The following is a 22,141-nucleotide window of genomic DNA, read 5'->3' as shown; positions in this document are numbered from 1 at the left end:
ACTTCTGGCTTTTTTATCTGAGATGTGTGAAAGCAATAATTGAAACTAGCGACTTTGTTTCAGTAGCGCTTTTATTTCGGCCAATTCTTGCTCTAATTTTTCTATCTGCGCTCGACTAGCGGGTTCCCCACCTTCCTCTGACTCACCATGCGCAGCAGCTCTAGAGGCGTTATGCTCTTCATTCATTACGTCTAAAATAGTGCCCACCATCATGTTTAAGAAAATGAATGCGGTTAGAAAAATAAAGCTTAAGTAGAATATCCAACTGATCGGATATACGGCCATGGTTTCGTACATGACGTCAGTCCAATCCTCAAAGGTTGCAACACGAAACAGGGTTAACATGGCAATGGATACGTCGCCCCAAAGCACACTATTTATGTGTTCAAATAGCATACTGCCAATAGCAGCGTATATGTAGAAGATGACGAACATCAATAATGCAATATAGCCCATGCGCGGTATTGCTTTGAGCAAGGCGTTAATCAACAACCTCAGCTCGGGAATCATAGATACCAGTCGTAACACACGAAAAACGCGTAATAACCTTGCAAGCAACACGCCTTGGCCACCGGTTGGGATCAGGCTGCCAATTACAATAATGGTATCGAAAATATTCCAACCATTTTTAAAAAATGCTTTTTTGTTTTCTGTGGCTAAAAATCGAATAGAAATTTCAAAGACAAAGAATACGGTGACTGCAAAATCTAATGCAGACAGCACAGCTATGGCTTTTGGAGAAAGGTTATGGGTTTTTGCGCCTATTAACAGCGCAGACAATAAAATAACAGCTATAACAACACTTTGAAAAATTCGACTATTATCAATTTTTCTTAAACGTGTACTCCAGCTGCTGACAAAGGTCGTTGCTACTTCAGACATATTATCTAGCTGCATCCCCAACAAATGGATTTGTTCTGCGCTCTTCGCCAAAGGTGCTCATAGGCCCGTGACCTGGAATAAAGCGTACATCGTCGCCAAGCGGAAATAGGTTTTCTCTTATAGAGCTAATTAGTTGTGCGTGGTCGCCTCTAGGAAAGTCTGTACGACCGATAGAGCCTCTGAACAACACGTCCCCTACTTGCGCCAGTTTAGCGTCACGACTAAAGAAAATAACATGACCTGGCGTATGCCCTGGACAAAAATACACTTCAAGAGTTTCGTTGCCTACGGTTACCGTATCCCCTTGATCTAAAAATCGCGTTGGTTCAAAGTGCTCTGCATGAGAAAAGCCAAAGCGCTCTTTTTGCATCGGGATCAAATCGATCCAAAAGGTATCTTCTTTATGCGGGCCTTCAATTTCAACGTTGTAGTGCTGTGCAACATCTTTTGTTGCACCTGCGTGATCAATATGTGCGTGAGTAAGTAACACTTTCTCTACCGTAACATTTAACTCGTCAATCTTTGCTTTTATCTTATCGAAATCGCCGCCTGGGTCGACTATCGCCGCCTTTTGAGTTTGATCGCACCAAAAAATAGTACAATTTTGCTGAAAAGGTGTAACCGGTACTATGGCAAACTGCAGCATATGAAAAAACCTATGGTAATGCATGAATCGTGACGCAAGATCTTAACCCGTTCTAAAAGATATTCAATCAAAAAACGTAAGAAAGTATGAACAAATAAAAAAGGCGCTAAAAAGCGCCTTTTTATCATTCAAATTTTGTTGTTTAAAAATGGAAGAAAGCGCCTAAATACAAGCCACTAAAATCTGGCTCTGCATCACCACTAATAACGCTTCCTACATCAATTTTATTAGAGAGGTAACGATAGCCACCCGATACACCTAAGCCAATAGAGGTTTCCCAGCGCAAGTAGGCTTTTACGTCACTAGTGTCACCGCCATCGCCACTACCTAATGTAGCAGCAACGCCTGCAGATAAGCCGGTAACAGGAAGATTGAATTGACCTTTACCGTAAGCAATGTACATGGTTGGATCTAACCCTGAGTCAATACCTGCAAACGAACCGTCGTAAAATCGCGCACCGACACCCAAATCAAGCTCGAACCAATTGTCTAGTACTTCGTAGTACAAAATAAGGTCGTTAAAATTTATATCAGCACTACTACCAATATTGACTTGGTTTAAATTAAGTAACACATTTGGAATAATAGGCACTGGGTGCTCTAGCGCACCGTATATGAGTGTGTTGTTTTTATCGTCAAATACATCGCCAAAATCAGCGCCATCGCTGGTTCCACCAATTTTAGCTGCCCAGTATTCTAGACCAACTTCAAAACCGATAGTATCCGCTTGCGCGTATCCTGATAGTGACATTGCTGCAATAGAAGCAATTAATAACTTTTTCATCGCACTTCTCCCTTGATTTCCCTTTAAGCTATAGAAATAAGATATATTTCGTATACCAGTATAACCATAATACTCCGTAAATGTTAAATTATTGTAAATAGTCAAATTAAACTCATTAAACATTAAAAACGCATTCACAATGCTGATGAGGTACGTTACTCTCTAGCAAACTAAAAAAAGATCATCAGTTAAATGGCATCTAGAGACGCATTTCATTCCCGACTAGGGTTTATATTAGCCGCAGCAGGGTCTGCGATAGGACTCGGAAACATTTGGGCGTTTCCGACTAATGCTGCCAATAATGGCGGTGGCGCATTTTTATTCGTTTATTTAGTGGTAACCATATTATTAGCACTACCAGCTTTATATGCTGAGGTATACATAGGTAATCAGGCGCAAAAGAACCCTGTCGCTGCCCTAGAAGAAGCAACACAAAGTAAACTTGGACGCTATGGCGGAATTGCTGGCCTGTGCGGCGCCATCATGATGCTAAGCTTTTATACTATCGTTGCGGGCTGGATGCTGTCACATGCATTAAGTCCCTTGTTTCAGCTGCTTGGCTTTGATGATATTGCGCAATGGTTAGCAACAGATAGCAGTGCTCGAAATTTCTTGTTTACGCCAATATTTATTTTGCTAGGTGCTGCCATTATTCACCAAGGTGTGAGTGCGGGTATCGAAAAATGGTCTACTCGATTAATGCCGATGTTATTAGTGATGATGATAGCGTTGATCGTGTATATTCTGCAGCAACCTGGTGCAATGGAAGGTTTAAAAGTTTATTTAATTCCAGACTTTAGTAGAGTAACTGAACCAGATCTAATTGTATCTGCGATGGGACAAGCATTCTTTTCTCTGTCTATCGGGGTTGGCGGTATGATGGTTTATGGCTCATACATGGCGAAAGGGAAAGATATAGGCAAGCTGGTCGCCTCAATTACCTTACTTGATACATCGATAGCCATCTTAGCCGGTTTACTTATTATTCCTGCGCTGTTTGTGGCTCAGCATGCTGGTCAACAGGTGTTTGTCGATAACCACCTAATTGGTGAAGGACAACTGATTTTTTCCATATTACCGACGCTATTTGAAAGTTTAGGCAGTATCGGGCTATTAGTCGCTTTTACCTTTTTTGCGTTACTTTCTATTGCCGCATTGACCTCTACCATAAGCTCTACAGAAGTACCTGTGGCTTATCTAGTTGAATCAAAGGATATCCCTCGTAATAAAGCGACCTGGATGGTATCAGCTGTGGTATTTACAGCGAGCAGTATTATCATTTTAAATTTCGAAGCTATCTTCGGTCTGATTATTCAGGGCCTAACAACCATTTTACAACCACTGTCTTGTTTGTTTTATTTCGTTGTTGTGGGTTGGCTGTGGAAACGCGGTAACAAACTAACAGATCAAGCAACATTACAAGCACATACCTCGCTTCGACTACTCAGTTACTATATTAAGTTTATTTGTCCTATCTTAATTAGTGTTGTGTTTTACAACGTCGCCTTTTAACGAGAATTAACCAATAAAAAACCAGCCTGATGGCTGGTTTTTTTTACTATTCGCTTACCTTGTTTCGCCCTTTTTTCTTGGCTCTATACAAGGCTTCATCAGCAACCTTCATGACTTGATCAAAGGTTTGCTTCGCCCCCTTTTGGCAAACGCCTATTGAAATTGTAATCGACACTGTCTTTTGTTTTGTTTTTGCTTTTCCACGCGCATCTTTACTTTTTCGTACCGGCTGGCGAATTACCATTTTGTAATCTTGAATAGCTTGGCGTAAGCGCTCTAGTTCAGCAATGGCGATTTCTTTGTCTTTACCTGGAAACACCACTGTAAACTCTTCGCCACCATACCTAAAGCACTTGCCCCCTGCGCGCACTTTGGTGAGTTGCGTTGCCACCAACTTCAATACTTGGTCGCCAATATCATGGCCGTAGGTATCATTAAACTTTTTAAAGTGGTCAATATCTAACATCGCGAGTGTATATTTGTTACCCAATGCCAACGATAACTGCTTTAACGCTCTGCGCGTTGGTATCTTTGTTAATTCGTCGCGATAGGCCAAAAGATAGCTTTCTATCAAGATTACCACTACAAAATAAACACTGCTGACCAACAACAAACTGTAGCGCTCAAGTTGCACAAAGTGCATCTCTTGCAATACTAGCACCACGAGCAAAGAAACAAACGCCATATGGCTATGATTAGGCGACAAAGCTGTTCTTACGATAAGCAAAGTGAATACCAGCGCAGCCAACACAATCATAGGTAATGGCGGCACTGTGCCTAAATAAGATAACAATGCCGGATAAAAGAAGCTGGCGCCGTATAACGCGGCTACAAGTGCTACGCGATATAAAGTATGTATGGAATACACGCCTCTGTCGGCAACAAAGGCAATACAAGCTAGAAATAGCAATAGAAAGACTTGCTGCTGTGCCAACGAAAGCGCGAGAAATTGATAATCTTGATTTATAGCATAAAGCGCTAATACAAGTGACAACCATCCTAAGCGGCTATGGTTAAACTGCACAGCTAAGATGATGGCTATGCCAGTAAGAATCAGCGCAGTAGATTTAACGGCGGTAAAATACTGAGTCCAAATATGTTCACTATATTCAATAGCGAACACCACGAGCGCAATAAAGAAAAGATGAAAAACAAGCGGTTTAAGGCGAAAGATGACATTCATGCGAAACTACCAGCACTTTAAACGAGTATTCTCGTTAGTTTTAATTATTTTTCAAAGCACTATAGCATAGCGACTTTTTGTTTTTAATCGCCTAATGTAAAAAACGGCCTTTACGGCCGTTTAAACAATATATTTAATTTCGACTTCTGATAATTATCCTAGGGTCTGTCCCTTGTCCACATCCTTCCATAACAACGTCATAAACAAAAACCTGGCCAACAGACACGTCACTTTTTACAACACACTTATGCTTATCCTTTTTGAAATTTTTACCACAATTGTCTTTCAGCGGGTTATCAGTGGTAAATTTCAATTTAAATTTTGTGTGGTTTCCTTCCGGCATTTTCCATTTCACATGATCTCCTTTTGCCAAACATATACAAGCATTATCGGAGCCACATTGGTTCGCATCACAGTCATTTCCTTCTGAATTGGAAAGAGAGACTTTGCAACTGTCACTCGCGTCAGGTGTTAAATTGATGACAAAGTCATCTGAGGACGAGCGAACGCTAAAACTAACCAACAACATTAAAATAGTCAGTGATAACACTCGTAGTATTGAAACCCCTTGCAGGGCGTTTAAACGTTCCATGAGTTTATCCTTGATTTATTGTTTTTTGTTATTTAGTAAAAAGTGCTTCAAATTGAATGTCGTTTTCCAAAGAATCTTTTGGATATCCAAGCTCAATGGCTCTAGTCATCATGTTTTTAGCACTTTCCGTGTTGTTGCAGTTTAAGGCAACAATGGTTAAATCATAGTACAAAACTGGGTCAATGCTATTTAATGCGTTTAACTCTGCGCTCAAACCTGTCGCTTGTTTGCATTCTTGCACCTCTGATAACACGCGAGATTTTAAACTTTTCAAACTCAAATCTTTATCGTTCACCTGCAATTGTTGTTCAATTAACTCTAATGATTTATTAAACGAGCTATGTGCCTGTTCTATATTTTTCATATACTTTTGAGAATCTCCCAAGTTAGCCCAAAGAACAGGATCAGCAGGCCTTATATTCGTTGCCTGTAGATAATAAGATTCGGCGCCAGCAAAATCCCCTTCTAAGAACAATGCTGACCCTAAATTTGACGCTAAGCTCGAACTAGGCTTCATATCAAACGCTTTCTTCCAATTGTAAACAGCAGACGTTATATCTTCTTTATAGTAGTAAGCGTAACCTAGTTCGTTATATGCTTCTTCATAATCGGGCTTTAACATCGTAGCTATTTCAAAGGTCCTAATCGCTTTATCAACAGCATTGTTATCCATATAGAGTTTGCCCAAACTACTATAGTTTTTCCAATCACCCGGTTCTACACTAATAGCTAAATTGATATACCGCTCCGCCTCAACAAATTCTCCACTTTCTTGATACGCTACCGAAATACCCCTTAATGCCTCAACATTGTGATCATTGACTTTCAGCGCCTTCAAAAATTGGTTTTTCGCTTTGTCGTAATCACCACTGATGTTATATAAGTTGCCGAGGGCGATATCCCCTTCAACAGCAATCACTTTTTCATTAGATATACCACTGCAAATAGCTCGACTAGTATCAAAGTACTCTACTTGTTTTGTCAGTGAGTATAAATTGAGGTAGGTTTTACAAAGCCCCGCCCTAGCTTCACTAAAGTTTGCATCATTAGTTAACGCTTCTAAGAATTGTTCTTTGGCTGTATTTAGCACATTGTCGGATCTAGGTTGAGCGAGCGCTGTTTGCCCACGCATGTATGCTTCATAAGCTATAAAACTGCGCGTAGATAATGCGAGCTTACTGCCGCCAATACTGCTATTAGATAGATATGACAATCCATGACCTATAGTTTCAAACAAAGCATTTTGATTGCTTAAAAGGCTTTCGCCTTGAGTGTCGAATTTATGGGTCCACACTTGTTTTGCAGTAAGTACGTCCGTCATCGAAAGCAAGGCGGTAAACTGCTCCTCTTTGACATTGAACTTAGCATCAAAAAGATACCTAGCGCCAAGTTTTTTGGCGTAGGCAAGTAACGTCGTATCATCGCTTTTCTGTTCAACGGCGTGTTTAGAGACAAAATCATACGCCTGCTGACGAGACATAATGTGTAATAGTTCATCGTACAAGGTTGTTTGAAAATAACTTGGCAGACTTTCATCGTTACTAAAAGTAAAAGGACTCACCATGATCAGGCGATCATTCATTTTGACCTCTTGGCGTACTTCCATTTCGGCTATTGGCTCTACTTCGTCAAGATTTATATCATCGACTAAATGAAATGACAGAAACCCGCCTATGACAGAAAGTAAACCTATCAATGTAATTTCAAAAGACAGCTGTTTTATAACGAATGCCTTGCGATAGCTTTTATGGTTTTTCTTTAGTAACTGACGTTTGCGTCCTATTTCTTTTAACCAAACAATAAGCAAAATCAATGGAAAACCTACTATCAGAAGCAACATCACCAGTTGCGAGCCCCATTCCGGTACATTGAATATCGGAAAAACGATAGAAATTACCTGGATTATGAGCCAAGTGGCTATCACAAACGCGGCGGCTACCTGCAATAAATTAGAATTTTTTAATAAGGCAATGGAAAATCGCCACGGCGTGTCGGCAGTTGATGCAGGCAGTGATTCTAATTCAGCTTTCTTTACATCTTCATCTATTTTGCCTAAATGCGCTATCACGCGATAGCCTTTACGCGTAATCGTTTGGATAAACTCAGGACATTCTTTATGGTCATCTAACGCATGTCGAATATCACTAATTACATGGGTTAGATTTGCCCTATTGGCCGTGCTACTGCCCCAACCAAACAACAACAAATCTTCCGTCGCTATAAGCTCGCCTTGATTTGAGCACATCACTAAAAGCACCTCCATTGCTTTCGGTGCTAAATGTTCGCTTTTTCCGGCGTGAATGACGGTGCCTGCATTTGGCAGGACCAAAACATCGTCTAACTTAAAACCGTTTCTAAGCGCTGGGTTGATACGTAAAGGTTTTGCCACCTTATTCCTACTCTTTCCAGCGTTGCTTGCCAAATACGACTTGCAATTACGTTAAGCAACTGATTGATTTATCTATGAGGCATTGACCTTTGTTTTTGATTTGGAGGATGTGCGCTTACACCAACCTAGCCATGACTGTTACGCCCAAACACTTTCACTCCAAACTGTAATTGGAGAGAAAATAGTTCAAACAATATAGAACATCAAAGATCAACAATCCCTAGTATTAACAAAAGCATAGAAATGATTGTGCATATGTGCAAATAAAAAACGGCCCATTGGGCCGTCGTATAAATTAGCTTTATTCGCCAATTAGTGGTTTGTCTTCGTCATTGTCTAATTCGACTTTTTCGATTTTTTCAAAGCGAGAGCTTATCTTGTCAGCCGAGGTATGAATTTGTTTTACATCCGACGCTGCTTGGTCGATATGTTTGGCCAAATTATTAAAGCGCGTTCTAAAACGACCAAAGTCGGCAGACAAAGTTGAAAGGTGAGCCTGAATAATATGAATTTGCTTGCGCGTCGCCTCGTCCTTTAACACACTCCTAGCGGTGGTAAGAATAGCCATTAACGTGGTTGGCGAGGCAAGCCATACGCGTTTGTTATTTGCAAACTCGACTAGTTCAGCCTGATGTGCATGAATTTCTGCAAAAATAGCCTCTGCCGGGATAAACATAATCGCGCCATCGGCTGTTTCACCCTCAATAATGTACTTATCACTAATATCATTGATGTGTTTTTTAATATCCGCTTTAAATTGACGTTCAGCCACCTTCCTATCGCTATCGCCTAAACTGTTATCTGTCATCGTGCGAAAGCTTTCTAATGGGAATTTTGAGTCGATAACAACGTTACCTGTAGGCTCTGGTAAAAACAAAATGCAGTCGGCTATTTTGCTATTCGATAAGGTGTGCTGCAAAGAGAAATGCTGCTCTGGTAAGACATTACGAATTAAGGCATTAAGTTGGACCTCGCCAAAAGCACCGCGAGAGCGTTTGTCTGCCAACACTTCTTGTAAGCTAACAACATTGGATGATAGCTCCGTAATCTTTTTCTGAGCGTCATCAATGAGTGCCAAACGCTTTAAAATGTCATTAAATGTTTTGGTGGTTTTTTCAAAACCGTCTGCCAAACGTTTTTCGACTTGACCACTAATATCTTGTAATCGTTTGTCCGTAGATTGCGTTAAGCTGTCTATGCGTTTCGCCATCTGTTCACTGCTAGCATGCATTGACTTAGACAATTCCTCACGGTTTGCTTGCGTAGCTTTAGACAAATGGTCAATGATTTGGTCAAGCGCCTTACTTTGATTGGCGTGCTGTTGCTGTTGCTGATCACTGCCCTGTCTTAGAAGTTTTATCGTTAAATCCGCCAACTGATTTTCAACCACAGGTTTTAACGCTTGTTGGCTCGACAAGATAGATTGTTGAGTCTGCTGCAGTTGAGTAAAAGCCTGTTGCAACACTTGCAACTGAGTTTCTTTGTCGTTTTGTTGCGCGAGTAAATACTGATTGTTTTTGCGAGCAGCAAACAAGGTGATTAATAACACCAATAAAATAATTGCAAAGGCGATACAAGCAATGAGAAAAAACTGAGACTGAGTTAGCGCCATGTCCATGGTCTTCTTTTTATACTGTAAATATGTTCAGTTATTAAAGCAAAAATAGCGCAACTTTAAAAGAGCTCTTGGTTGAGTTTTGCCATAAAAAAAGGCGCTTATTGCGCCTTTTTCATTGTCTTCATTTTAGCTTTGCATTTTAGCATCAAGCTCTTCTATTTTCGCTTGCCATATTGCAGGACCGGTTACGTGTGCCGATTCACCCGTACTGTCCACGGCAACGGTTACTGGCATATCTTCAACATCGAATTCGTAAATAGCTTCCATACCTAAATCTTCAAATGCGATGACTTTAGCGCTTTTTATCGCTTTTGATACTAAGTAGGCTGCACCACCTACCGCCATCAAATAAACTGATTTATGGTTTTTAATGCTTTCAACTGTAGCAGGTCCCCTTTCAGCTTTACCTATGGTACCAAGTAAACCAGTTTCCGATAGCATCATGTCAGTAAACTTATCCATTCGTGTTGCAGTAGTTGGACCCGCAGGACCAACAGCTTCATCACCTACTGCGTCAACCGGACCAACGTAGTAAATAAACTTATTGGTAAAGTCAACGCCTTCTGGCAAGCCTTCACCAGATTCAAGCAATTGCTGAATACGCTTATGCGCCGCGTCTCTACCCGTTAAAATCTTGCCAGAAAGCAATACAGTTTCACCTGTTTTCCACTCTGCTATATCTGCAGGCGTTAGATCGTTAACATTCACGCGACGAACGTTCTCACCAACTTCCCAGGTGATATCTGGCCACTCTTCCAATTTAGGCGGTGTGAGGTTAGCCGGACCACTACCATTTAAATGAAAGTGAACGTGTCTCGTCGCCGCGCAGTTTGGAATCATAACAACTGGTTTTGAGGCCGCATGTGTAGGTGCCGATTTAATCTTCACGTCAACAACTGTAGTTAAACCACCTAAGCCTTGTGCTCCAATACCTAGTTTGTTTACTTTTTCATAAATTTCTAAGCGTAATTCTTCTTCGGCGTCTCGTGGACCACGATCAATCAGTTCTTGAATATCAACAGGGTCCATTAAGCTTTCTTTAGCTAGTACACCTGCTTTTTCAGCCGTGCCACCCACGCCTATACCTAACATGCCTGGTGGACACCAACCTGCCCCCATTTTTGGCAATGTTTCTACAACCCAGTCAGCAATAGAATCACTTGGGTTTAACATCACCATTTTAGTTTTATTTTCACTACCACCACCTTTGGCAGCAACCATAACTTCAATTTCGTCACCTGCCACCATATCTATGTGAACAACAGATGGCGTATTATCTTTAGTGTTAACACGTTTACCGGCAGGATCAGCAACAATTGACGCTCGTAGCGGATTCTCTGGATTCATATAGGCGCGACGAGTGCCTTCATCTACCATTTGTTGCACCGTCATGTCTGTTTTGTCCCACTGTACTTGCATACCTATTTTTACAAAACAGGTCACAATACCAGTGTCTTGGCAAATAGGACGTTTGCCTGTAGCTGACATGCGTGAGTTTATAAGAATTTGTGCAATGGCATCTTTAGCCGCTTGGCTTTCTTCTTTGTTGTAAGCTTTCTCTAACGCTTGGATATAGTCTAACGGGTGATAATAGGAAATGTATTGCAGCGCATCTGCAATAGAATCAATAAAATCCTGTTGTTTGATCGTATTCATACCTGTCTCATTTTTAATTTACTTTCAATCTCATGTTGAAAGTTATAAATTTGGCATTATGATACCTTGCCTTACGTAAGGTAGCTAGGGGCTAATGCGCAATCATCAGCAAATTTATTTGAGGGTGTTAAACTATGCTCCAGATCGAATGGGCAAAGCATTGCATGATGTGCCATCACAGTTTTAAGATTAAGGCCAGCGCCGAATAAATGAATGAATTTTCACACCTGTCTCCAGTAGCTGATATTGCAATAAAACCGCTCACCAAACTTGATGGTTTGGCAAGTGAAGAAGTATTTGCGCATATTCAACATATCCCTTGGTCCATGTGGCTAGATTCTTCCAGCGCTGCACACGTAAACAGCCGCTATCAAATAATGGTTTGGGATCCGCTTGTCACCGTTACCACTGAAGATAAAACAACGTCTATCACAACGCAAAATGGCGATACCTTTGATTGCGATGATGACCCGCTATTAGTGCTCGCAACTATTAGAAAGCAGCTATTTTCTAATACAGAAATATTATGCCAAGAGCTCCCCTTTACAACCGGAGCCGTTGGCTATTTTAGTTATGACTTGGGACGCCGTTTCGAACGCATTCCAAACATAGCAGAGCGAGACATTAACCTGCCAGATATGGCGGTTGCATTTTATAGTAATGCCATCGTGTATGATCAACACGCTAAGCAATACTATTTGCTAGCCCCAAGTGATGCCATTACGGATATTCAAGCGCGTATTGAGCAACGTGTGCAGCAAGGCGCAAAACGCGGAGAGTTTTCCCTTAGCACTGCTTGGCAATCTAACATGAGTGCTGAACAATATGCCGACAAATTTAAGCAAGTACAGCAATTTTTGCGCTCTGGGGATTGTTATCAAATTAATCTGGCGCAACGATTTAGCGCACAATATGCAGGTGATGAATATGCCGCTTATTTGCGCCTTAGAGAACAGAATAAAGCACCGTTTGGCGCTTTTATTCGCTTAGATAGCGGTTGTGTGCTCAGTATTTCTCCAGAACGCTTTTTACAGGTAGAAAATGGCAACGTAGAAACTAAACCCATCAAAGGTACTCGCCCAAGAGACAGCGACCCTGTTCAAGATGCGGCAAATGCAAAGGCGCTTCAGCAAGCGAGCAAAGACAGAGCTGAAAACTTAATGATTGTGGATTTGCTACGGAATGATATTAGTAAAGTGTGTGAACCTCATTCGGTCGATGTGCCGGCTTTATTTTCGATAGAAAGCTTTCCTGCTGTACATCATTTAGTCAGTGTTGTTGTCGGTAAATTAATGCCAAACACAGATTGTACCGATTTACTTAGGGCCTGTTTTCCTGGCGGTTCGATTACCGGCGCCCCAAAAATAAGAGCAATGGAAATTATCGAAGCGCTTGAACCGCATCGCCGCAGCGTCTATTGTGGTGCTATTGGCTATATTTCAAGTTGTGGCAATATGGATACCAATATTTCTATCCGCACACTGGTATGCGACAACAACATACTATATTGTTGGGCTGGTGGTGGCCTAGTCGCTGACTCTGAACTTGACGCTGAGTATCAAGAAACGTTTGATAAAGTGGCAAAAATATTGCCTGTACTACAACGAGAAGATTAGGTTAGCGTGTGAATAAGCAGGAATTCAAACAAAAATTTTTACTCAGAACTACACAAAAAAAAGCAACGACCTTTACCTTCGAAGGCAATAGGCGCCCTGCAGCCGTTTTAGTTGCGCTTTACGAAGAAAACGATCAGCTTCATTTATTGCTAACCAAAAGAGCAACGCATTTAAAACACCATGCAGGACAAATTAGCTTTCCTGGCGGTAAAGTAGAGCCTAGCGACATTGATTCAGTGGCGACAGCATTGCGGGAAACTGAAGAAGAAACTGGCATCGAAGCAGACAAAATAGAGATCATTGGTCAGCTAGCCCCTTACGATACCATTACCGGTTTTATTGTTTCACCTATCGTCGCATTGTTAAAACAAAAACCCACCATAGTGATCGACCCAAATGAAGTCGCTGAAGTATTTTACGTGCCTTTCAGCCACTTTCTAGATCGAACAAATCACGTCGCTGTGCCGTTTGAACGCAACAAGAAAACCCACAACGTGCTCTTTATGCCCTACCAACAGTACAACATATGGGGCGCAACCGCCGCCATCATTGCTGACTTAATAGCACAATTAGACTAACCTATATTTACATTTAAGCATTTAACTATATAAGTGTTTATAGTAGAATTCACCGAAGATAATACAACAGCAAACACAAACTTCGTAGTTTGTTCGGAATAAGCGATGATTAGCGTATTTGATATGTTTTCTATTGGTATAGGCCCCTCCAGCTCCCATACAGTTGGACCTATGCGCGCAGCAAAATTGTTTACTCAGCAGTTAAAAGAAGCAGGACTGTTTGACGAAACAACACAAGTAAAAACAGAATTGTTTGGCTCACTTGGTCAAACCGGCATTGGCCATGGTACAGGCAAGGCCGTCATCCTTGGTTTATCTGGTGAAACGCCTGAAACCATTGCATGCGATCATATTGACGCTATTTTGGCACAAGTTGAGCAATCAGAAACACTCTTGCTTGATGGCGAAAAAGCTACCAGTTTTCCAAAGAAAGGCGCGATTGTTTTTCACCGTAGAAAAACGCTTCCTGCACATGCTAATGCGATGACGATTTTTGCTTATCGTGACGATACCCTATTGATGCAGCAAACCTACTATTCAATTGGTGGCGGCTTTATTGTTAAAGAAGAAGATTTCGATCGTGAAAAAGACAAAGCATTATCACTGCATCTTAACGTAAAACGTCCACACGTATTTTCTAGCGCAGACGAGTTATTAACCTGTGCCAATGCTAAAGGCTTAAGCATTAGTACCATTATGTTAGAAAACGAAAAATGTCTTGCTTCTGAAGAAGACATAAGAGTCGGACTTATTTCAATTTGGCACGCTATGCGCGATTGTGTTGATCGTGGTATGAAAACGGAAGGCATATTGCCTGGCGGTTTAAAAGTAAAACGCAGAGCCCCTTCATTGTACCGTTCGTTAAGCGTAGAAAAAACGGCTGACCCGCTAACAGCAATGGACTGGGTCAACTTGTTTGCGTTAGCTGTTAATGAAGAGAATGCTGCTGGTTCTCGAGTAGTTACAGCGCCTACTAATGGTGCTGCTGGGATTATTCCAGCGGTACTGTGTTACTACGATAAATTTATCCGACCGGTAACTGACGAGGATTGTATTCGTTATTTACTAACCGCTGCAGCGATAGGCATTTTATATAAAACCAATGCCACTATTTCGGGTGCTGAGGGCGGCTGCCAAGCAGAAGTTGGTGTCGCTTGCTCTATGGCCGCAGGTGCACTTACCGAATTAATGGGCGGAAGCCCCTGCCAAGTAGAATGTGCCGCCGAAATAGGTATGGAACACAATTTAGGCTTAACCTGTGATCCGGTAGGCGGTCTTGTACAAGTCCCTTGTATTGAGCGCAATGCAATGGGGGCAGTAAAAGCAATCAACGCTTCACGCTTAGCGTTAAGAGGCACGGGTCAGCAAAAAGTATCGTTAGATAAGGTCATAAAAACCATGTGGGATACGGGTAACGATATGAAGACTAAATATAAAGAAACCTCTAGAGGTGGTTTAGCGGTTAATATTATCGAGTGTTAACCAAGTACATTCTTTGATGGCGTAATACGCAAACAAAAACGGGACCTAAGGTCCCGTTTTTACTATTGTTCGCAACAGCATTACCTTACCGGTAAGTCTATTCCTTCAAACATTTCATCGATTTCATTGTTGTTTTTAAGCAACACTGCACGCGTTACTCTATCACGTGTCAAATGTGGCGCGAAGCGCTCTAAGAAATCAAACATGTAGCTTCTTAGGAAGGTACCACGTCTAAATCCTATCTTAGTCGTGCTAGACGCAAACAAGTGCTTCGCGTCGATAACAACAAGGTCACTGTCTATTCTTGGGTCTACCGCCATGGTCGCAATCACGCCAATACCCACGCCTAATCTTACGTAGGTTTTGATCACGTCTGCATCCGTCGCAGTAAAGGCAATTTTAGGTTCTAAGCCTGCATTATTAAACGCTGCATCTAATTCAGAGCGACCAGTGAAACCGAACACGTATGTCACAAGCGCATACTGCGCTACATCTTCGATAGTTATATCTTTCATTTTGGCAAGCGGATGGTCTTTACGCACGATAATACTGCGATTCCAGTGATAACAAGGCAGCATGATCAAATCGTTGTACAAGTGCAATGATTCGGTTGCGATAGCGAAATCCGCCTCGCCTTTAGCTGCAGCATCACTGATTTGTGTAGGTGTACCCTGATACATATGCAGCGATACTTTCGGAAACTTTTTAATAAAGCCCTGAATAATATCTGGCAGTGCGTAACGCGCTTGGGTATGTGTGGTTGCGATTCGAAGCTTACCTTCATCTGGCTGGGTATGTTCACGCGCAACAGCTTTGATTGCTTCAACTTTCGATAATATCTCTGTGGCAATATTAATGACTTCCTGACCCGCAGAGGTAACATGAGTCAAATGCTTACCACTACGACCAAAAATTTGTATACCAAGTTCGTCTTCTAACATACGAACTTGTTTACTAATGCCAGGTTGCGAGGTAAACAAACTTTCAGCAGTCGCTGAAACGTTAAGGTTATTATTGAGAACTTCTACGATATATCTCAGTTGTTGCAGTTTCATGATTTTGGTGAGTTATTTTACTTATGCCAAAAATATATACTTAAATGAAAATATATTCCATATGATTTTTAAAAAAGTTGGATATTTGTGCACATTTTTATCTTTTAAGCAGTTTATTAACGATGCTACCGCTTTTTAACTAAATTAGTTACACTAACCTTTTTTGCGAAATTATATTACCCGTATGACGCTATCAGCGCCTCGAACCATTGTCTTACCCTCTTTTTTGCGTCGCTGCATGAAGGCGTATGCGATAAAAGCGCTAATACGTGGACAAGGAGCAGAGTTGCAACGCATAGGTCGTTCGAGAAATTGGCAGCTCACCGCTACCTTTGAACAACTGCAAGCAATTATCGCAGTGATTGAAACTGCAGGTGAAGGCAGCTGGTTATGGTTAGTAAAACACCTACAAAAACAGTATGGCGAACTCAATTACCAAGCCATATTGGAAATCGCACGGATGAATCAAGGTATCACGGTGAACGAATTGGTGATAAAAACCAACTGTACTATTGCAACCGCCCGTAAAGCCTTAGATGAAATAGAATTTACATAAAAAACGCCACATGATGTGGCGTTTTGTCTACTTAAAGCTGACGTTTATTTTTTCTTTTTGGCAGGCGCTTTCTTTTTAGTTTGTTCTTCAACCCATTTGCCGTCCACAAACTTAGCTACCCAACCCGTTGCTTTGCCATTGACTTCCGTCATGACATATTGCTCTTTGGTTTTACGGCTATAACGAATTACCGCTTCATTACCCTCTGGATCTTTCGCTGGAGCATCTGCTAAATAGTAAAATTTAGATGAAATTCTATCTCTAAAACGCTGCAATTCTGCAACTTTTGGCGCTCTCGTTTCGCGTGAGCGAGGGAACGAACTTGCTGCCATAAAGATACCAGAAGCACCATCGCGTAACACAAAATACGCATCTGATTTTTCACACGGAAGCTCTGGTAGGTGAACCGGATCTTCTTTAGGTGGCGCTGCTTCACCATTAGCTAACAGCTTACGCGTATTCTTACACTCGCTGTTGGTACAATCGAAGTACTTGCCAAAGCGACCATTCTTAAGTTGCATTTCACTGCCACAACGATCACATTCGAGCACAGGGCCGTCATACCCTTTGATTTTAAAGGTACCCTTCTCTAACTCGAAGCCATCACATTGTGGGTTGTTACCACACACATGCAATTTACGGTGTTCATCAATCAAGTAACTGTCCATCGCTGTAGAACATTTTGGACAACGATGCATTGCACGCAACGCTTCTGTTTCTTGATCTTCTGCAAGCACACTTACCGCTTCTTCACCAGGCGTAAGATTCATTGTTGTTGTACAACGTTCTTTCGGAGGCAAAGCGTAACCTGAACATCCTAAAAACACACCTGTAGAGGCTGTTCTTATACCCATTTTACGACCACAAGTTGGGCAATCAATATCTGTTAATACCGGTTCATTACCCGGCATACCGCCCTCTTCCTTGCTGTGATCAGCTTTTGCTAATCGGCCAGTAAAGTCTTTGTAAAAGTCGTTGAGTACATCTTTCCAAACAAGTTTTCCACCGGCAATCTCATCAAGATATTGCTCCATATTGGCGGTAAAGTCATAACTCATTAAATTAGTAAAACTTGCAGATAAACTATCGGTAACGATTTCACCCATTTTTTCAGCATAAAAGCGTTTCTTCTCAAGCCTGACATAGCCTCTATCTTGGATAGTAGAAATGATCGAGGCATAAGTAGAAGGACGTCCAATGGAACGTTTTTCTAGCTCTTTAACAAGCGACGCTTCACCAAAGCGTGCTGGTGGCTTGGTAAAATGTTGAGAAGGCGTAACGCTTTGTAAGTTCAAGACACTGCCTACCGCTAGATCAGGTAACTGCTTGTCTTTATCGCCACGTGAAAGTTGTGGATGAACTTTAGTCCAACCGTCAAACTGCATTACGCGACCTTTAGCTCTGAGCTCAAAGTTACCTGCACCCACAGTTAACGTAGACACTGTGTAGCGTGCTGCTGTCATTTGACAGGCGACAAACTGACGCCAAATCAATTCATATAACTTCTTAGCGTCAGCTTCCATACCATCAAGAAATGCCGCTTCACGGTTAACATCTGATGGACGAATGGCCTCATGCGCTTCTTGCGCATTGCTTTTTGCACCATATACCTTAGCTGTATCTGGTAAATAGTTTTCACCGAAATTACTGCCGATGTACTGACGACACGCCTCTACGGCGTCTTTACTCAAGTTAGTTGAGTCAGTACGCATATAGGTGATATGACCCGCTTCATAAAGGCGCTGAGCAAGGCTCATGGTGCGTTTTACACCAAAGCCCAAGCGTGTACTTGCGGCTTGTTGCAAAGTAGATGTAATAAACGGTGCTGAAGGTGAACTTTTCGAAGGTTTGTCTTCACGTTTTGTTACTTGATAATTTGCTTGTTGCAAGGCAGCTACTGCTGCTGAAGCTTGTGCTTCATTGGTCGCTTTAAACGTTTTACCGTTTTCTCTAGCAAGATCCAATAACAAGTCACTGCCATCGGTATCTTTTGTTAACGCTTCGATTTCCCAATATTCTTCAGGATTAAACGCCTTAATTTCGCGTTCTTTTTCTACCACAAGCTTAACCGCCACAGACTGAACGCGACCAGCAGATAAACCTCTGGCAACTTTCTTCCATAGCAATGGGCTTAGCATAAAACCAACAACGCGATCTAGAAAACGTCTTGCTTGTTGTGCATTAACACCCGGCATAGACAGTTCTGTCGGCGCAGAGAACGCCTGTTGGATTGCGTTCTTGGTTATTTCATTAAAAACGACGCGTTTAAATTTGCTGTCATCACCACCGATGATCTCTTTTAAATGCCAAGCGATTGCTTCCCCTTCTCTATCCAAATCGGTTGCGAGATAGACGTATTCAGCATCTGCGGCTATTTTTTTCAATTCGGCAACGACTTTTTCTTTGCCAGGTAATACTTGGTATGTCGCTTTCCAGTCTTTTTCAGGATCTATACCCATGCGATTAACAAGCGCCTGCTTGTCTCGCTTGGCTTTGTACTTCGCTTTTTGTTCTGGCGACATTTTTCTGACTTCTGCAGGCGATTTTGCAGGTACTTTTTTGCCTGTGCCGCTCGTTGGAAGATCACGAATATGACCCACGCTCGATTTAACGATGTAGTCTTTACCAAGATATTTGTTAATGGTTTTAGCTTTAGCTGGTGACTCTACGATAACCAGAGATTTTGCCATTTTAATTTAATTTCCTGCTTTCATTCACTGCGAGAGTGAAAAAATTTAAAAAAAATTTTGTCTTTTTATAGCGCATAAAAATGCCGCTGAATAACACATATTGCATTAACCTTGCGACTATTTTGGATAGTTATGCTGTACCCTTCTTTTTTAGGTATATCTATAAAATGCCTATCTGACAAGCACTTATTTAACCTTACCTACTATTTCTATATAATGCGTCGGCCTTTTTAGCGGCGACACTATAATAGAAGTTAGCGCAAAAATAAAAGGCTTTAAACCAATAAATTACAACACAGTTTGCGTACTAAGCATTGTAAAGGAATGTATATGAGTCAAATTAATATGGCCTATATTGAACAATTTCAAGCCTGTTTATGTCCTCCCGGAAATGGTGTATTCACCGTAAACACCGCAAAAGAAAGAAAAGCTGTTTTACATCAGGCACTTTTTCAAGAAACTGAACTAACCTATGTTGAACAAATATGGCAACAACAACTTCCTAAATTAGCCGACAGCGGTAATGCCGTCATATTGGGTATAGCAAGTGATTGCGGCGGCGGCATATTGCGCGGTGCCAACTGGGGCCCATTGTTTTTAAGAACCCACCTTGTTGAACAATACGGTTACGATCAATATTTCGATCTGGGTGATGTGCGAGTCATTCCACATTTGTTACATGACAAATACCTTAACACCGCCACTATCAACAATTGTAAGAAAGCACTATATGGCGATACCGATAACGATTATGCCGTGAGTCCGCTAACCATCACCGAAGACATAGCGACCAGTTTTTATGACCAATTCCCAGGCAAAGGCCTGTTTGGTATAGGCGGCGACCACTCTATTAGCTACGCACTGACTAAACCCTACTTACAAGCAAAAAAAGCACAAGGTAAGAAAGTTGCGATAATCCATTTCGATGCGCATACCGACTTACTAAAAGAGCGTCTTGGCATTGATTTATGTTTTGGCAGTTGGTGCACACATATATTAGAAGACCTTCCTGCGCCAAATCATCTTATTCAGTTAGGTATTCGCTCAAGTGGCAGACCTAAGTCTCATTGGCAAGATACGTTTGGTGTCGTGCAATACTGGGCGCAAGAAATCAACGAATTAGGTGCACATGAAATTGCCCAGCAGATATTGACGCAACTAGACAGCGATAACGTTGACGAACTTTACGTGAGTTTTGACATTGACGCGCTAGATCAACAATTTGCATCAGCTACAGGCACGCCTGAACCAGATGGTATGACACCACAACAGGCGTTAACAATACTAGAGGTGCTAAACGCGCGCTATCCAATTACTGGCGCAGATATGATGGAAATTGCACCGTTTACCGACAGTACCGGCAAAGGTATAGAAAACACTGACACAACGCTGCAACATGCCGGTGAAATTTCTGCCTTCTTGCTTGATGCTATAAATAAATCTTGAGTCTGAACAAACAAATAGCAACAATAGCACTATAATAAATGCAACATTAAAATAAATAAAAGCAACATGACTGAAAAGAAACCCATGAGTTTAACCGCTCGCATCATCATTGGTATGGTCGCCGGTATTTCCGCTGGTGGCCTACTGCAATGGATTCTGCCAAAAGATGGTGATCTAATTATCCCGCTCTATTTCTTCGATTTTTCAATTCGAGGCGTGTTTGTCGATTTCTTCTTTGAAGTTGGTGGGCAAATATTTATCTCAAGCTTAAAGATGCTCGTTGTCCCACTGGTATTTGTATCGCTTATTTGTGGTACCTGTTCCATTAGCGACACCTCAAAGCTCGGTCAAATCGGTGGTAGAGCCGTTGGACTCTATCTAATAACAACCGCTATTGCTATCAGCTTAGCCATGACTATCGCTATCCTTATTGCACCGGGTGAAGGTGTCAATATGACCTCAGATGCAACCTATACAGCAAAAGAGGCGCCGTCTCTTGCTAAGGTATTTATAGACATGTTCCCAAGCAACCCTTTCGCGGCCTTTACTGAAGGTAATATGCTACAAATCATCGTGTTTGCGTTACTCTTTGGTATCGCAATGGCACTATCAGGTGAAGCTGGCGAACGCGTAGCGGCTGTTTTTGAAGATCTAAACGAAGTGATCATGCGCCTTGTTACCATTTTAATGAACTTGGCGCCTTATGGTGTTTTTTGTTTGTTAGCCAAAACCTTTACCGATCTGCCATTGGGAGAACTGCTAAGTTTGGCCTATTACTTTATGGTGGTTTTCGGGGTGCTACTGATCCACGCATTAGTTACCTACCCGGTAATATTAAAAGCGTTGACGGGCCTAAATCCGTTAATCTTTTTAAGAAAAATGAGAGAAACAGCAATTTTTGCATTTTCTACCTCAAGTTCAAATGCGACTATTCCGGTTACGCTTGAAACGGTAACTAAAAAAATGGGCGTTAAAAACTCTATCGCCTCTTTTACCGTACCGCTGGGTGCAACAATAAACATGGATGGCACCGCTATTATGCAAGGTGTTGCCACGGTATTTATCGCACAAGTGTTTAATGTCGACCTAACCATTACAGACTACTTAATGGTGATTCTAACGGCGACCTTAGCGTCTATTGGCACAGCAGGTGTACCAGGTGTTGGTTTGATCATGTTAGCCATGGTACTAAACCAAGTGGGCCTACCTGTTGAAGGTATTGCCTTGATTATCGGTGTAGACAGACTACTTGATATGACAAGAACCGCTGTAAATGTTACCGGTGATAGCATGGTGTCGGTGATTGTTGGCAAAAGTGTCGATGGTTTCGATGAGCAAGTGTTCAATGACAGAGACGCGGCTAAAAAAGACGAAGATATTGATTTTCATCATTTAAAAAAGTCAAAAGTGTAATCTGATAAACCAATAACAAAAAGCCGCTATTTAGCGGCTTTTT

17 protein-coding genes are annotated in these 22,141 nt (G+C 41.6%); 7 read left to right on the top strand and 10 right to left on the bottom strand.

Annotated elements, in window-relative coordinates:
• Positions 1 to 45: 45 nt before the first annotated feature.
• The 3 genes from QUD85_RS07120 to QUD85_RS07110 all read right to left on the bottom strand — a co-directional run bounded on the left by QUD85_RS07120 (position 46) and on the right by QUD85_RS07110 (position 2,312).
• On the bottom strand, positions 46 to 882 hold the full coding sequence (locus QUD85_RS07120) for an ion transporter (RefSeq protein ID WP_093329104.1): 837 nt from the start codon (positions 880 to 882) through the stop codon (positions 46 to 48).
• Position 883: 1 nt separating this feature from the next.
• Complete coding sequence (locus QUD85_RS07115) at positions 884 to 1,525, bottom strand: MBL fold metallo-hydrolase (RefSeq protein WP_177168878.1); 642 nt, start codon at positions 1,523 to 1,525, stop codon at positions 884 to 886.
• Positions 1,526 to 1,670: 145 nt separating this feature from the next.
• Entirely contained in the window at positions 1,671 to 2,312 is a 642-nt protein-coding gene (locus QUD85_RS07110; RefSeq protein WP_177168872.1) for a TIGR04219 family outer membrane beta-barrel protein, read from the bottom strand.
• A 192-nt stretch (positions 2,313 to 2,504) separates the two neighbouring features.
• Between QUD85_RS07110 and QUD85_RS07105 the strand changes: the two genes are divergently transcribed.
• Positions 2,505 to 3,824 carry a sodium-dependent transporter gene (locus tag QUD85_RS07105; protein ID WP_093328912.1) on the top strand — a complete coding sequence of 440 codons (1,320 nt, stop codon included), beginning with the start codon at positions 2,505 to 2,507 and terminating at the stop codon, positions 3,822 to 3,824.
• A gap of 46 nt (positions 3,825 to 3,870) precedes the next feature.
• Here the strand turns inward: QUD85_RS07105 and QUD85_RS07100 are convergent, their stop codons facing one another.
• The 5 genes from QUD85_RS07100 to QUD85_RS07080 all read right to left on the bottom strand — a co-directional run bounded on the left by QUD85_RS07100 (position 3,871) and on the right by QUD85_RS07080 (position 11,262).
• On the bottom strand, positions 3,871 to 5,007 hold the full coding sequence (locus tag QUD85_RS07100; protein WP_093328914.1) for a GGDEF domain-containing protein: 1,137 nt from the start codon (positions 5,005 to 5,007) through the stop codon (positions 3,871 to 3,873).
• A gap of 133 nt (positions 5,008 to 5,140) precedes the next feature.
• Entirely contained in the window at positions 5,141 to 5,599 is a 459-nt protein-coding gene (locus QUD85_RS07095; RefSeq protein WP_093328915.1) for a hypothetical protein, read from the bottom strand.
• A gap of 28 nt (positions 5,600 to 5,627) precedes the next feature.
• Complete coding sequence (locus QUD85_RS07090; protein WP_093328916.1) at positions 5,628 to 7,988, bottom strand: tetratricopeptide repeat protein; 2,361 nt, start codon at positions 7,986 to 7,988, stop codon at positions 5,628 to 5,630.
• A gap of 301 nt (positions 7,989 to 8,289) precedes the next feature.
• Entirely contained in the window at positions 8,290 to 9,600 is a 1,311-nt protein-coding gene (locus QUD85_RS07085; RefSeq protein ID WP_245732096.1) for a DNA recombination protein RmuC, read from the bottom strand.
• Positions 9,601 to 9,732: 132 nt separating this feature from the next.
• Entirely contained in the window at positions 9,733 to 11,262 is a 1,530-nt protein-coding gene (locus tag QUD85_RS07080; RefSeq protein ID WP_093328919.1) for a fumarate hydratase, read from the bottom strand.
• Positions 11,263 to 11,471: 209 nt separating this feature from the next.
• Between QUD85_RS07080 and pabB the strand changes: the two genes are divergently transcribed.
• The 3 genes from pabB (at position 11,472) to QUD85_RS07065 (ending at position 14,938) form a co-directional block, all read left to right on the top strand.
• Positions 11,472 to 12,878, top strand: coding sequence for an aminodeoxychorismate synthase component I (pabB, locus tag QUD85_RS07075; protein WP_093328920.1), 1,407 nt, complete (start codon positions 11,472 to 11,474; stop codon positions 12,876 to 12,878).
• 8 nt (positions 12,879 to 12,886) lie between these two features.
• Positions 12,887 to 13,456 (top strand): CoA pyrophosphatase, encoded by a 570-nt coding sequence (locus QUD85_RS07070; RefSeq protein WP_093328922.1) that lies wholly within the window; start codon positions 12,887 to 12,889, stop codon positions 13,454 to 13,456.
• A 105-nt stretch (positions 13,457 to 13,561) separates the two neighbouring features.
• Positions 13,562 to 14,938 carry an L-serine ammonia-lyase gene (locus QUD85_RS07065; protein WP_093328923.1) on the top strand — a complete coding sequence of 459 codons (1,377 nt, stop codon included), beginning with the start codon at positions 13,562 to 13,564 and terminating at the stop codon, positions 14,936 to 14,938.
• A gap of 80 nt (positions 14,939 to 15,018) precedes the next feature.
• On the opposite strand, the gene cysB is transcribed toward QUD85_RS07065, so the two are convergent.
• Entirely contained in the window at positions 15,019 to 15,993 is a 975-nt protein-coding gene (gene cysB / locus QUD85_RS07060) for an HTH-type transcriptional regulator CysB (RefSeq protein WP_093328925.1), read from the bottom strand.
• 238 nt (positions 15,994 to 16,231) lie between these two features.
• Between cysB and QUD85_RS07055 the strand changes: the two genes are divergently transcribed.
• Positions 16,232 to 16,549, top strand: a complete 318-nt coding sequence (locus tag QUD85_RS07055; RefSeq protein WP_245732097.1) for a ribosome recycling factor family protein — start codon at positions 16,232 to 16,234, stop codon at positions 16,547 to 16,549.
• Between the two features lie 44 nt (positions 16,550 to 16,593).
• On the opposite strand, the gene topA is transcribed toward QUD85_RS07055, so the two are convergent.
• Entirely contained in the window at positions 16,594 to 19,239 is a 2,646-nt protein-coding gene (gene topA, locus QUD85_RS07050) for a type I DNA topoisomerase (RefSeq protein WP_093328928.1), read from the bottom strand.
• A 330-nt stretch (positions 19,240 to 19,569) separates the two neighbouring features.
• Here topA and QUD85_RS07045 point away from each other — a divergent pair, with 330 nt between their 5' ends.
• Entirely contained in the window at positions 19,570 to 20,685 is a 1,116-nt protein-coding gene (locus QUD85_RS07045) for an arginase family protein (protein WP_093328929.1), read from the top strand.
• Between the two features lie 66 nt (positions 20,686 to 20,751).
• Complete coding sequence (locus tag QUD85_RS07040) at positions 20,752 to 22,098, top strand: dicarboxylate/amino acid:cation symporter (protein ID WP_093328931.1); 1,347 nt, start codon at positions 20,752 to 20,754, stop codon at positions 22,096 to 22,098.
• Positions 22,099 to 22,141: the final 43 nt, after the last annotated feature.

Source organism: Thalassotalea agarivorans (assembly GCF_030295955.1).
GTDB lineage: Bacteria > Pseudomonadota > Gammaproteobacteria > Enterobacterales > Alteromonadaceae > Thalassotalea_D > Thalassotalea_D agarivorans.
Note: the sequence above shows the minus strand (reverse complement) of the source record. Positions and strands in the feature narration are given on the sequence as shown.